Here is a 12,280-nt window from a genome sequence, read left to right as displayed (position 1 = left end):
TGGGGCGGTGGTGTGGGTGGTCAGGTGGCGGGCATGGGCATCCGACGGATGATCTCGATCGCGGTGGCCAGGTCGGTGGCCCAGGGCCAGGTTCGGGGTAGGCGTAGCCACCGGTAGCGGCGGGCTCGGACCAGGCGTGCGGGGGTCTGGAAGATCCGGTAACGCAGTGTTTTGGGCTCGGCTTTGGCCAGGGCGCTGGTCAGCGCGTAGAGGCGCATCCACGCGGTGAGGTCCACGGCGATGGTGACGGCGGCGCAGCAGGCCTTGTTGACCTGCCATTGTTTGGACGGCAGATGCCCGAGGCCGGTGTCCTTGGTGGTGCGTACGTCGTCTTCGACGCGGGCGTGTACGCGGTGACGGGTGTCGGCGCGCTGCACGGACAGGCCGTCCGGGCCGTGGGCGCCGGTGTTGGTGACGAACGCCGAGTACCGGTAGCCGCAGGTGTCGAACAGGGTGGCCTGTTCGTGGTCGAACAGCTTGCGCCGGCGCACGATGACCCGCATCGTCTTCGGCCGTTTCAGGCCGGTCAGCCGCTCGCGGAGCAGGTCGGTGATCTCGGTGACCTGAAGGCCGTCGATGACCTCGCCGGTGGTGTTGGACAGGCACGGGACCCACCAGTCGTCGGGCCGGCGGTTGCATGCCGCCCGGACGTGTTCGTCGACGTCGAACCCGATCGAGTACGCCACTCGACGCCCGCCGGTCTGGTCGAGGCTGTGCAGCCAGTCGATGAGCGTGTGTGAGGCGCCGGCCCCGTCGGAGGTGATCAGCAGGTCGTCGCGTCGGTTGGCGGGTATCTGCGCGATGGCCTGGCGCAGTACCTCGATCAGATCGGCGGCGGTGTTCGCCCCGGCGTTGCCGGGGCGGGGCATCAGGGCGGCCAGTTCACCGGTGTTGTCGATCCACACACCGAGGCTGTGGAACCCGAACGTCTTCTTGAACGTCGCCTCGGCGTGTTCCTTGCGGGAATGGGCCACGGTGATGGTGCCATCCACCCGCAGCACGATCGTGTCGCCCATGCTCAGGCCACCGGCGTAGGTCGCCTCCGGCACGCCAGCCGGTAGCAGGCTCCACAGATGCGCGCGCCTTCGCCCGCGCGGCGTCGATGCGGTGCAGAGCGCTGTCGCTGATCTCACCCAGCGCGCGCAGGGCGGTGGTGTCCGAGGCCACGAGCCCGAACAACGCGGCCTGGGCCCGTAGCGCCTCGATGTCGTACACGTCTGTCCCGCCAGCGGCGATCGAACACGCGATGTCAGTCAGGACCCGGCCCCGGTCATGGACCGGATCGAATCCCGGCCTGGCCAGCACGGTGGAGATGCCCGCCGTCAGGCCGGTGCGGTCGGCGAGCATGCGGAGGCCCGCCACCCCGACCATCGCCACCACCCCGTCACCGTCGGCGGTGACACGCAGGTCCTTCGACCATCCAGTAAGCTCACGCACGTCGGAAGTGCCTCCTCGCAAGAGATCCTGGCAGATGTCGCAATCACCATTTTCCCTTGCCTGGCAGGCACTTCCGCGTTTCCGGGCCTCACGAAACCGTTACAAGATCACGACCCCGTGAATATCCAGGGTTGAGCCAGTCGGATCTTGGCGTACTGATTGAGCTATGCAATGGCGGCGATGTCGCCGTCGTCGAAGTAGATGGCTTGGTGCAGACGTCCGCCGAGGGCGTCGGCGTAGCGGGCGACGACATCTTGGCCGGAGATCTTGCCCTGTTCGATCTGGGACACGCGGCCCTTCGTGACGCCCATGCGGTCGGCCACCTGCTGCTGCGTCAGACCCCGCGCGCGGCGTACCTCGGCGAGACGGTGTCCGACCACGGTGGCGAGAAGTTCCTGCTTGCCTTCCTCGACGGCCTGTTCGCCGCCGGCGCGCTCGACGTGGGCGGCGCGGATGTCGCTCCAGCGGGCGTAGCTGCTCATGGCTGTCGGCCCTCCTCCTCGGCGCGTTCCTTCAGGTAGATCTCGTAGCGTTGCTCGGCCAGGGGGATCGCTTCGGTGTACCACTGCTGCCATCGTCCTGCCTTGTCTCCGGCGACAAGCAGGATGCTGGAGCGCCATGGGTCGAAAGCGAACAGGATGCGTACGGTGCCGGGGCGCAGCTCTTTGAGGTTGGCGATCGACGAGCCGTGGATCGTGTCGACCAGCGGCCGGCCGAGCCCGGGGCCAGCTTCAGCGAGCAAATCGATGGCTTGCACGACGCGGGCGTGAATGAGTGGATCGAGGCCGTCCATCCACTCCTGTACCTCGTTGACGAGGTAGATCTCCCACTCGCCAGCAGCCACCAGCGGAGTATAGCATCCGCTATACCGGGGGCGTTGGTGCGAGCTCGATCCATCGACGTGGGAGGGCCGGACGGACCTGGGCCGCCTGTGGCGGTCTCTCCAGGTTGCCGTCATCGTCGCCGTCAACACCGATAGATTTCGATGCGGCGAGTAGGCGCCACCCACGAAAGGTCAGGTGAAACGCCATAAACACGTAAGTCACACTGCGTGACGGGGTGAAAATCCCACACGTACTATGTGCTCGCCGGCAACACTCCGGTCTGCGGGAGGAAGATCAGCCGCCGGTCGGTGAGGACGGCGAACTGTTTCTTGGTCTGCGACAGCGCGTGGCCCACCGCCCCGGCGCCGGCCGTGATCAGTCCCTGCGAGCGACCGTCCCGAGTCGACCCGCCGAGTAACTCCCGACCATCGCCCGGGTCGCGGTGACCGGCTGTTCCCCGGGCTGCAGGATCGACGCCACCGGCTCGAACGCGCGCGACTGAAGTTTCTGGTTCATGTGGTCCCCTCCGTGTTTGACCATGAACACCGCTGGTGCTCGCGGAGCAGGACACGCTGGGCCATCCGTCGATCAGACGCACGATCATGACGATCGGTCATGCTCGGCGTCGGGTCACCCGCGGCGACGGGCCAGCCCGCAGGGGCCGTCGTGGGCGTCGGGCCGCCGGCAACGGTCCGCGCCGTCGAGCTGGGCGTCGCAGAACACTCGGGTACGCAGAAACTGCGCGTCCTCCTCGCTGAGCGTGGTTTCACCGAAGTCGACGACGGCGAGGTGACCGAGCGAGTCGCGCAGCGCCACGGCCAGCGCCGTGACCTCGTCGAGACTGGTCAGAGTGGTCGGCAGGTGGATGATCCAGCGGGGCTCGGTTGCGACGCTCATGGCAGGACCACCGTTCCTCCGCCCACCAACGTCTGGATCTGCCCGTCGGTCAGGCCGCGTTCGTGGAGGACGCGGCGGCCCCAGCGGTGCAGCCGGCACGGGTGCCGAGCGTCGTCCTTGCGGCAGCGCTCGCCGTCCGGTCGCTGCACGGGGGCGTGCACGCTGACCGCCCGTAGCGCGAACACGACGTCCTCTTTGGTCACGTAGGGCGGTAGCGGCAGCTCGTCGGTCGTCTCCATGGCCGTCCTTCGGTCGGGGTGTTCGGGGGAGGTGGTCATCAACGAGCGTCATTCTGATGCTGGCCTGGCGCAATCTTTCGGGGCAGAATGCGGACCAAGGGATGAGGTGTCTTACGCGACGACAGTCAGGGAGATGACGTGGACGACTCCGGCAGCACAGTTCCACGGAGGCAGCTCGGCAGATACCTGAGAGAGCTTCGCGAAAACGCGTACGTGACAGTCACCGCGGCGGCCAAGGAATTGGAGTGGTCGGCACCCCGGATCTGGCGGTACGAGACCGGGCAGGTCTCCATGCACCCGAACGATGTGGCGGCCATGTGCCGCGTCTACGGCGCGTCCCCGGAGACGATCGAGACGATGCGGGCGCTGGCCCGGGAGACCAAGGCGCACGGCTGGTGGCACAGCTACGGCGAGGCGATCAAGGACTGGTTCAAGCTGTACGTCGGCCTGGAAGCCGCCGCCACGAGGATTCGGAAGTACGAAGCCGATCTCATCCCGGGCTTGTTGCAGACGGTCGAGTACATGACCGAGCTGATCGCCACCGACCAGCCGCAGTTGGGCGAGTCGGAGCGTCAGGCGAAGGTCGACGTGCGGCTTCGCCGCCAGCGCCTGCTGGCTCGGGCGGTGCCCAGGGCTCCACGCCTCGACGTCATCCTGAGCGAGGCGGTGCTGCGCCGCCCACTGCGCGATCGTGCGGCGATGGCCCGGCAGTTGGAGTCGCTTGTGGTGTCGTCGCGGCAGCACAACATCGGCATCCGGGTGCTGCCGTTCGATGCGGGGCTGGTCCGCTGGGCGCAGGCCGGCACCTTCACGATGCTCGACTTCCCGTCCGACGTGCGCGAGCCGGAGCCGACGACCATCTACATGGACGGGCCGTGCGGCGCGGTCTACCTTGACAAGACCCACGAGATCGAGATCTACGAAGACGCGTGGCGCTCCCTCGGCGAGCGGGCGCTCAGCGCCGACGAGTCCCGCGAGTCGATCGCGGCCATGGCGAAGGAGATGACCGATGGTGCGTGACGGAGTCTGGCGTACGTCGACCCGGTCCGGCAGTGAGGGCGACTGCGTCGAGGTGGCGGGGTTCGCCGAGACGGTCGGCGTACGCGACAGCAAGGACCGGCAGGGGCCGGCGCTGACCTTCACCGAGTCGGCCTGGTCCGACTTCGTCGTGGCGACCCGTGCAAGGCAGTTCACCACCCGCCGCTGAGGTCCCGCGATGTCCGGGGAGCGTCTGCCGTGACCGATCACCATGCCTATCTGAACATCCGCTCCCGCTGCGGAGCCACCTTCGATCTTTCGGTCAGGTTGCCCGACCAGGTCTTCCGTGAAATCGGCGACGAGTCGCTGTTCTGTGAGTTCGACAGGGTCCTCACCCCGGAGTTCTGGCCGGCGCTCTCTGCGATGGCCCGTTGGCATGGCGACGAGCACGTCGAGCTGCTGGTCCTTGAGCCGGATTGCGATGGGTACTACCTCTCGGAGTACCAGTCCTACCCAGCTCTATCGTTGTCCGTCGAGGCCGGCGAGGACGACTACTGGGCGCTGATTTGGTCACGAGGCTGCCAGAGACATCTTCGGTTCGATCGCGATTTCGGCGAACGTCGTTGCGGTGACCGGGCCTTCCCGCAGATGGGGATGCTGGGGTGAGCGGGATCCTGAAGTGGCGGTCTTCCGGGGGTTTCCCACCTCGGCGGTGCGCGGCGAATGGCAGGAGCAGTTCGGGCCCATGCTGGACGCATCCGGCGCGCTGCAGGAGTACCTCCTGCGGGCGTTTCCCGGTTGGACCGTCCCGGACGTGTGGGCCGCAACCCTTGCCGCCAATTACGGCGACGGGGTCGTGCCACCCCGGCTCGTTGATCAGGATCAGTGCGGTTGACCGTGAGTCACTTGGGTTGTCGGACTGGGTGTGCGATGACGCGTTCTGAGGGCTGCGGTGGCTAGGCTGAGCTGAGCAGAATGTCCCGCTGAGGGGGTGAGCCCGGATGGCCCAGGCAGCGTTCGCACCGGAGCCGGCGCCGCAGCACACCGAGCCGTCGTTCGACGTGCTGCGGTGGCACGACGAGCCGTGGACCGCGCAGCTCGCCCTCGACCTGTTGCCGGAGACCAACGGCCCCAAGGTTGAGGTCCTGAGCGGAAGCGTGATCGTGACACCACCCGCGGGAATCGATCATCAGTCGGTCGAGCGGGAGCTGCCATATGTGCTGCACCGTGCTGCGCGGAAGGCCGGATTCTGGGTCTATCCGGAGATCAACGTCCTCTCCGGGGATGATCTCTTCATTCCGGACATCGCTGTGCTGCGCAAATCAGGTGGTGGCCGTACGACGGTTCCCATCGCCGAGGCGGTGCTGCTGGGGGAGATCGTGTCCCCCGGAAATCGACGCAAGGACGTGATCGATCGACCCCGGGAGTACGCCGCCGCCGGTGTGCCGTTCTTCCTGCGGGTGGACCTGCGCAACCGGGTGCCGACCATCGCCCTGTTCGAGTTGGTCGACGGGGAGTACCGGCCGTTGGCCGCCGCTGCGGCAGGGAGCATCTTCGCGATGCGGGAGCCGTTCGAGTTCGCCATCGACCCGGCAGAACTACTGGACGAGGAGGGGCCGACGGATGTAGCCGCGACCGACTCGGCCGGTGGCACTTCTTGATCGACACGGTTTCGGCGATGTGGGGGTGTCCGAGAGCTGGGGATACCCCGACATCGGCGATCTGGAGTTGATCAGCGCCGCGAGCGCGGAGGGCGACGGCTGAGGCTCCCAGCGGGCGTTCAGCGGCGGTGGGGAAGAATAGCCGCGTGACTTCCCCCCGCGACCTTGTTCTGCTCGGGTCCACCGGTTCGATCGGCACGCAGGCCGTCGACATCGTCCGGCGTAACCCGGACCGGTTCCGGGTGGTCGCCGTGGGTGCGGGCGGCGGCAACGTCGAGCTGCTCGCCGCGCAGGCCCTGGAGTTGGGCGTCGAGGTGGTCGGGGTGGCCAAGGCGTCCGCCGCGCAGGACCTCCAGCTCGCGTTCTATGCCGAGGCGAGTCGGCGTGGGTGGGCCACCGGCGACTTCAAGCTCCCCAAGATCGTGGCCGGGCCGGACGCGATGACCGAGCTGGCCCAGTGGCCGTGCGACGTCGTGCTCAACGGGGTGGTCGGCTCGCTGGGCCTCGCTCCTACGCTGGCCGCACTGCGTGGTGGTCGTACTCTCGCCCTGGCCAACAAGGAGTCGCTCGTGGCCGGCGGCCCGCTGGTGAAGGCCGCGGTGACGCGGCCGGGGCAGATCGTGCCGGTCGACTCGGAGCATTCGGCGCTGGCCCAGTGCCTGCGGTCCGGGTCGCGCGGCGAGGTGCGGCGGCTGGTCGTCACGGCCAGCGGCGGGCCGTTCCGGGGTCGGCGGTGCGACGAGTTGACGCAGGTCACACCCGAGCAGGCGCTCGCCCACCCGACGTGGAACATGGGACCGGTCGTCACGATCAACTCGGCGACGATGGTCAACAAGGCGTTGGAGGTGATCGAGGCGCACGAGTTGTTCGACGTGCCCTACGCCGACATCACCGTCATGGTGCACCCGCAATCGGTGATCCACTCGATGGTCGAGTTCGTCGACGGGTCGACGATCGCGCAGGCCAGCCCACCGGACATGCGGCTGCCGATCGCCCTGGGCATCGGCTGGCCGGACCGGGTGCCCGAAGCCGCCTCCGCCGTCGACTGGACGGCCGCGCACACCTGGGAATTCGCGCCGCTGGACGACCAGGCGTTCCCGGCCGTGGCGCTGGCCAAGGCCGCCGGGGAGGCCGGGCGCTGCCGCCCGGCGATCTACAACGCGGCGAACGAGGAGTGCGTGGCAGCGTTCGTGGCCGGCCGGCTGCCGTTCCTGGGGATCGTCGACACCCTGGAGCGGGTGTTGGAGGACGCTCCGGACTTCGCCGAACCAGGTACCGTCGAGGACGTGCTCGCGGCCGAGTCGTGGGCGCGCGCGCACGCCCAGGAGATCATCGCGGGTTCGGTGGAAGGAGCTTGATGGCTAACCTGCTCGGGGTGGCGCTCTTCGCCCTGGCCATTCTCGTCTCGGTGAGCCTGCACGAGGCCGGTCACATGCTGACCGCCAAGGCATTCGGGATGAAGGTCACCAAATACTTCGTCGGCTTCGGCCCGACCCTGTGGTCGTTCAAGCGGGGTGAGACCGAGTACGGCATCAAGGGCATTCCGCTCGGCGGCTTCTGCAAGATCGTCGGGATGACCGCGCAGGACGACGACGTCGACCCGGCCGACGAGCCGCGCGCGATGTGGCGCTACCCGGTCTGGAAGCGGACGATCGTCATGTCCGCAGGCTCGATCACCCACTTCGCGCTGGCGCTGATCGCCATCTGGATCGCCGCCGTCTCCCTGGGCCTGCCCAACCAGAACTTCCCCACCACCGACGCGGAGATCCGCCAGGAGCCGGCGGTGATCGCGCTGTCCGACTGCGTGATCCCCGACAGCGCACCCCGGGCCTGCGCCCCCGGCGACGCCGCCAGCCCCGCCGCCCAGGCGCAACTGCGCGACGGCGACCGGATCACCTCGGTCAACGGCACGCCGATCAACAACTACGGCGAGTTGCTCGTCGCCCTGCGCGCGCTCAAGCCGGGCGACACCGCGAAGCTCGACTACGTCCGCGACGGGCAGCCGGGCACGACCAGCACGGTCCTCGCGCAGACCCAGCGGCCGCCGCTCGACGACCCGAAGGGTACCGTCGCTCCCGTGGCCGCGCTCGGCGTCGGCCTCGTGCCCACCACGCCCACCCGCGTGACGTACGGGCCGGTCGCCGCGTTCGGCGCCACCGCCGACTTCACCAAGGAGTTGGCCGTCGGCACCGTCCAGGCGTTGCAGCGGCTCCCGCAGAAGGTCCCCGCCCTGTGGACCGCCATCACCGGCGGCGAACGTGACGTGGACACCCCGATCAGCGTCGTCGGCGCCAGCCGGCTCGGCGGCGAGGCGTTCGCCAACAAGGCGTGGCTGCTGTTCGTGACGCTGTTCATCTCACTGAACTTCTTCATCGGCGTGTTCAACCTGCTGCCGCTGCTCCCACTCGACGGCGGCCACATCGCCATCGCCTGGTTCGAACGGGCGCGCTCCTGGCTGTACGCGAAGATCGGCCGCGCCGACCCCGGGCGGGTCGACTACCTCAAACTGATGCCCTTCACGTACGTGGTGATCCTGATCGGTGGCGTGTTCACGTTGCTGACCATCACCGCGGACGTCGTCAACCCGATCACGCTCTTCCCAAGGTGAGTGCTGAAGTGACCGCAATCAGTCTCGGTATGCCGGCCGTACCGCCCCCGCCGCTCGCTCCCCGCCGCGCCAGCCGCCAGATCATGGTCGGCTCGGTGCCGGTCGGTGGCGGTGCGCCGGTGTCCGTGCAGTCGATGACCACCACCCTCACCTCCGACGTCAACGCCACGCTCCAGCAGATCGCCGAGCTGACCGCGTCCGGCTGCCAGATCGTCCGGGTGGCGGTGCCGTCCCAGGACGACGTCGAGGCCCTGCCGGCGATCGCCAAGAAGTCGCAGATCCCGGTCATCGCCGACATCCACTTCCAGCCCAAGTACGTCTTCGCCGCCATCGACGCCGGCTGCGCGGCCGTCCGGGTCAACCCGGGCAACATCCGCCAGTTCGACGACAAGGTCAAGGAGATCGCTCGTGCCGCCGGGGCGGCGGGGGTGCCGATCCGCATCGGCGTCAACGCCGGCTCCCTGGACAAGCGGCTGCTGTCCAAGTACGGCAAGGCGACCGCCGAGGCGCTCGTCGAGTCGGCGCTGTGGGAGTGCTCGCTGTTCGAGGAGCACGGCTTCCGCGACATCAAGATCTCGGTCAAGCACAACGACCCCGTCGTGATGATCCGCGCGTACCGGCAGCTCGCCGAACAGTGCGACTACCCGCTGCACCTGGGCGTCACCGAGGCCGGCCCGGCCTTCCAGGGCACCATCAAGTCGGCGGTCGCCTTCGGCGCCCTGCTCGCCGAGGGCATCGGCGACACCATCCGGGTGTCGCTGTCCGCCCCGCCGGTCGAGGAGATCAAGGTCGGCAACCAGATCCTGGAGTCGCTGGGTCTGCGCGAGCGCGGCCTGGAGATCGTCTCCTGCCCGTCCTGCGGGCGCGCCCAGGTGGACGTGTACAAGCTCGCCGAGGAGGTCACCGCCGGCCTGGAAGGGCTGCCGGTGCCGCTGCGGGTCGCCGTCATGGGCTGCGTCGTCAACGGTCCGGGTGAGGCCCGCGAGGCCGACCTCGGCGTCGCCTCGGGCAACGGCAAGGGCCAGATCTTCGTCAAGGGGCAGGTCGTCAGGACGGTGCCCGAGGCGCAGATCGTGGAGACGCTCATCGAAGAGGCGCTGCGGATCGCCGACGAGATGGGCGCCGAGCTTCCCGAGGAGCTGCGCGGGCTGGTCACCGGCCCGACGGTCACCGTGCACTGATTTTCCTTGTGGAAAAGCGGCCGTTCCCCGCACGGGGAACGGCCGCTTTTCTGTGCGCTGTGCTCGTGTGGCGCTGGCGCGCGTCACTCGGATTCGGCGAGGATCGCATACAGCTTGCGGCGGGTTTCGTCGAGCACCTGGGCGGCCCGCTCACGCTGGTCGTCGGTGCCGTTCATCATCACCTGCCGCAGGGCGTTCATCGCCTGCGCGCCGGAGTCGCGGATGTCGTGCCAGCTGCTCACCGTGCCCTGGGCGGCACAAGCCGTACCTGGGTGGATCGCGCTGGGAGTGCTGTTCCTCCCGCTCGGTGCCCTGGTGCCCCCGGTTGTCGGGTGGGCCGGCCGGACCCGTTCGACCAGCCCGGCCACCGAGCCGCTGACCGTCTGAGGCCGGGCTCGCCACTCGGCCGGCGAGGTGGGGGGTGGATCTGGCAGGCTGGTAGTCGTGCTGACGGTGCCGGTACGGCAACTGGGGGAATCGGAGCGCCGCGCGGTCGAGCGCCTGCTCGATCGTGACCCGTTCGCGGGCGCGCAGGTCGCCGAGCGCATCGCCGCGCGCGGGCTGTCCTGGTGGCGGGCCGAAGGGCGGATCCTGGGGTACGGCGCCCGGCGCAACCTCGAATCGCTGTGCTGGCTCGGCGGCAACCTGACGCCGGTGCTCGCCAGCGACGCCGCCGTGTCCGCCTTCGCCGATCTGCTCGCCGGGGAGGAGCGGCTCTGCTCCTCCATCGTCGGCCGAGCGGACGCCGTCCTCGGCCTCTGGGACCGGCTCTCCGGCACGTGGGGCCCGGCCCGCGACGTCCGCCCCAACCAGCCGCTCCTGGCCACCGACACCCTGCCGGCCGTACCGGCCGATCCAGAGGTACGCCGCGTCCGCTCCGGCGAGGTCGACCGACTGTTTCCGGCAGCCGTCGCCATGTACACCGAGGAGGTCGGCGTCTCCCCGCTGGCCGAGGACGCCGGTCGTAGCTACCGCCGCCGGGTCAACGACCTGGTCCGCGCCGGCCGCGCGTACGCCCGGTTCGTCGACGGCAAGGTCGTGTTCAAGGCCGAGTTGGCCGTCGTGACCAAACGGACCGCCCAGGTCCAGGGCGTGTGGGTCGCGCCGGAGTGGCGGGGTCGCGGCATCGCCGCCGGTGCGATGGCCGCAGTGGTACGCGACGCGCTGCTCCGGGTCGCCCCCACGGTCAGCCTGTACGTCAACGACTTCAACCTTCCGGCCCGCCGGGTGTACGAGCGCTGCGGCTTCCAACCGGTCGGCACCCTCGCCACCGTCCTCTTCTGAGCGGGGGCTTCTGCCCACGGCGTTCCTTGTGGTCGCGGGCCTGTCTTCGATCCACGATTCACGTCTGGGTATGACGAAGGCCGGCACTCTGTCGAGTGCCGGCCTTCGGTGTGTCAGCTGTTCCAGTGCTGGTTGACCAGGTCGGTGGCCTGCTGTTCCCACTGGGCGTAGGCGTCCGGGTAGGCCGACACCTGCACGGTCTGCGCGGCGTCGGTCAGCGCCATGTCCTGCCAACCGTCGACCTGCTTGAGGCCCTTGAGGAACGCCGTCGTCGAGTAGCCGGGGTCGGTGATCTGCTCCGGCGTGCCCCAACCGGAGCTCGGGCGCTGCTGGAACAGGCCCAACGAGTCGTGGTCGTTCATATCGCCGAGGTGGCCGAGGTTCTCCAGCTTCGACTCCTGCAAGCTCGTCGCGATCGAGATCACCGCGGCGCGTTCGGGCAGGCCGGCCTTCTTCGTCGCGGCGATGATCGCCTTGACGTTCGCGGTCTGCTCACCGTTGAGGTCGATGTGCGACTGCTCGCCCTGCGGCTTCGGCGCACCAGTCTGCACCGCCACCGCGACGGGCTTGGCGTCGACCGGGTTGGCGTGGGCGGCGATCGGACCGGCGAACACACCACCGGCGAACGCGAGACCCGCAACGGACAGCACACTCTTACGGAAGATCGTGGTCATGGGGGTAGCTCCTTCGGGGGTAGGAACACCCACACCGCCAAGGGGGAAAACGGCGGGCAGGGTGTGAGCACCTCGTCCGGCGCTGCACAAACACACGGGAGAAAGTCTGCGGACCCGCGAGCCGGGGGCTCGCGGCGCCGGTGTCGGCGGCCTACCAAGCGCGGGGGCTCGGGGCGCCGGGACCGGATGCAACGACCGGCGGGCCGGGGGTCATTCCCGGGGGCGGACCCATCCAGCGGCGCCCGCATCACGGCGGCGCCTGGTCGCTGGCCGGGTCTGCAACGACCGGACCGGGCCGGGCATTCCAACCCCGCGTCGGGGTCGAGCCGGCGGCGGTGGTCCTGCGATCGTCAGGGTGTGTAACGACCCCCGGCCCGGCATGATTCCGCCGCCGGGGTGCACCCGGTCACAGCGCAGAAGGCCCCGAGACGGACAGAGCCCCCATCCGGCACGGCAGGCGCGGCCGGGTCACAGCAACAAACCCCCACGGCCGGACA

At 69.0% G+C, this 12,280-nt stretch carries 15 protein-coding genes and 1 pseudogene; 9 read left to right on the top strand and 7 right to left on the bottom strand.

The window, feature by feature from the left end:
• Positions 1 to 20: 20 nt before the first annotated feature.
• From AB0H52_RS03150 to AB0H52_RS03130, 5 genes are all read right to left on the bottom strand, one after another.
• Complete coding sequence (locus AB0H52_RS03150) at positions 21 to 1,049, bottom strand: transposase (protein WP_357944914.1); 1,029 nt, start codon at positions 1,047 to 1,049, stop codon at positions 21 to 23.
• A 552-nt stretch (positions 1,050 to 1,601) separates the two neighbouring features.
• Positions 1,602 to 1,919 (bottom strand): helix-turn-helix transcriptional regulator, encoded by a 318-nt coding sequence (locus AB0H52_RS03145; protein WP_151488197.1) that lies wholly within the window; start codon positions 1,917 to 1,919, stop codon positions 1,602 to 1,604.
• Positions 1,916 to 2,281 (bottom strand): type II toxin-antitoxin system RelE/ParE family toxin, encoded by a 366-nt coding sequence (locus AB0H52_RS03140; RefSeq protein ID WP_151488196.1) that lies wholly within the window; start codon positions 2,279 to 2,281, stop codon positions 1,916 to 1,918. The genes AB0H52_RS03145 and AB0H52_RS03140 overlap by 4 nt, the downstream gene beginning before the upstream one ends.
• 610 nt (positions 2,282 to 2,891) lie before the next feature.
• Entirely contained in the window at positions 2,892 to 3,158 is a 267-nt protein-coding gene (locus AB0H52_RS03135) for a hypothetical protein (protein ID WP_151488187.1), read from the bottom strand.
• Complete coding sequence (locus AB0H52_RS03130) at positions 3,155 to 3,397, bottom strand: hypothetical protein (RefSeq protein ID WP_151488186.1); 243 nt, start codon at positions 3,395 to 3,397, stop codon at positions 3,155 to 3,157. The genes AB0H52_RS03135 and AB0H52_RS03130 overlap by 4 nt, the downstream gene beginning before the upstream one ends.
• Before the next feature lie 138 nt (positions 3,398 to 3,535).
• On the opposite strand from AB0H52_RS03130, the gene AB0H52_RS03125 reads away from it, so the two are divergent.
• The 8 genes from AB0H52_RS03125 to ispG all read left to right on the top strand — a co-directional run bounded on the left by AB0H52_RS03125 (position 3,536) and on the right by ispG (position 9,825).
• Positions 3,536 to 4,417, top strand: a complete 882-nt coding sequence (locus tag AB0H52_RS03125) for a helix-turn-helix transcriptional regulator (protein WP_151488185.1) — start codon at positions 3,536 to 3,538, stop codon at positions 4,415 to 4,417.
• Positions 4,407 to 4,604, top strand: coding sequence for a DUF397 domain-containing protein (locus AB0H52_RS03120; protein ID WP_151488184.1), 198 nt, complete (start codon positions 4,407 to 4,409; stop codon positions 4,602 to 4,604). The genes AB0H52_RS03125 and AB0H52_RS03120 overlap by 11 nt, the downstream gene beginning before the upstream one ends.
• A gap of 29 nt (positions 4,605 to 4,633) precedes the next feature.
• Positions 4,634 to 5,041: a hypothetical protein gene (locus tag AB0H52_RS03115; protein ID WP_357944908.1), complete on the top strand. Its 408-nt coding sequence runs from the start codon at positions 4,634 to 4,636 to the stop codon at positions 5,039 to 5,041.
• Between the two features lie 13 nt (positions 5,042 to 5,054).
• Positions 5,055 to 5,270, top strand: coding sequence for a hypothetical protein (locus tag AB0H52_RS03110; protein WP_357944905.1), 216 nt, complete (start codon positions 5,055 to 5,057; stop codon positions 5,268 to 5,270).
• Between the two features lie 106 nt (positions 5,271 to 5,376).
• Complete coding sequence (locus tag AB0H52_RS03105; RefSeq protein ID WP_357944902.1) at positions 5,377 to 6,036, top strand: Uma2 family endonuclease; 660 nt, start codon at positions 5,377 to 5,379, stop codon at positions 6,034 to 6,036.
• 146 nt (positions 6,037 to 6,182) lie between these two features.
• Positions 6,183 to 7,394, top strand: coding sequence for a 1-deoxy-D-xylulose-5-phosphate reductoisomerase (gene dxr, locus AB0H52_RS03100; RefSeq protein ID WP_357944899.1), 1,212 nt, complete (start codon positions 6,183 to 6,185; stop codon positions 7,392 to 7,394).
• Complete coding sequence (locus AB0H52_RS03095; RefSeq protein ID WP_357944896.1) at positions 7,394 to 8,644, top strand: site-2 protease family protein; 1,251 nt, start codon at positions 7,394 to 7,396, stop codon at positions 8,642 to 8,644. The genes dxr and AB0H52_RS03095 overlap by 1 nt, the downstream gene beginning before the upstream one ends.
• 8 nt (positions 8,645 to 8,652) lie before the next feature.
• Positions 8,653 to 9,825, top strand: a complete 1,173-nt coding sequence (gene ispG, locus AB0H52_RS03090) for a flavodoxin-dependent (E)-4-hydroxy-3-methylbut-2-enyl-diphosphate synthase (protein WP_357944893.1) — start codon at positions 8,653 to 8,655, stop codon at positions 9,823 to 9,825.
• Positions 9,826 to 9,908: 83 nt separating this feature from the next.
• Here ispG and AB0H52_RS03085 read toward each other — a convergent pair.
• Positions 9,909 to 10,076 (bottom strand): annotated as a pseudogene (locus AB0H52_RS03085) (PadR family transcriptional regulator); the annotation flags it as partial.
• Between the two features lie 193 nt (positions 10,077 to 10,269).
• Here AB0H52_RS03085 and AB0H52_RS03080 point away from each other — a divergent pair.
• Positions 10,270 to 11,109, top strand: coding sequence for a DUF4081 domain-containing GNAT family N-acetyltransferase (locus tag AB0H52_RS03080; RefSeq protein WP_151488178.1), 840 nt, complete (start codon positions 10,270 to 10,272; stop codon positions 11,107 to 11,109).
• A gap of 113 nt (positions 11,110 to 11,222) precedes the next feature.
• Here AB0H52_RS03080 and AB0H52_RS03075 read toward each other — a convergent pair whose 3' ends face one another.
• Positions 11,223 to 11,783 (bottom strand): hypothetical protein, encoded by a 561-nt coding sequence (locus AB0H52_RS03075; RefSeq protein ID WP_357944889.1) that lies wholly within the window; start codon positions 11,781 to 11,783, stop codon positions 11,223 to 11,225.
• Positions 11,784 to 12,280 lie beyond the last annotated feature (497 nt).

Source organism: Micromonospora sp. NPDC050695, from assembly GCF_040654415.1.
In the GTDB taxonomy this organism is placed as follows: domain Bacteria; phylum Actinomycetota; class Actinomycetes; order Mycobacteriales; family Micromonosporaceae; genus Micromonospora.
This window is presented reverse-complemented; position numbering and strand designations above follow the sequence as displayed.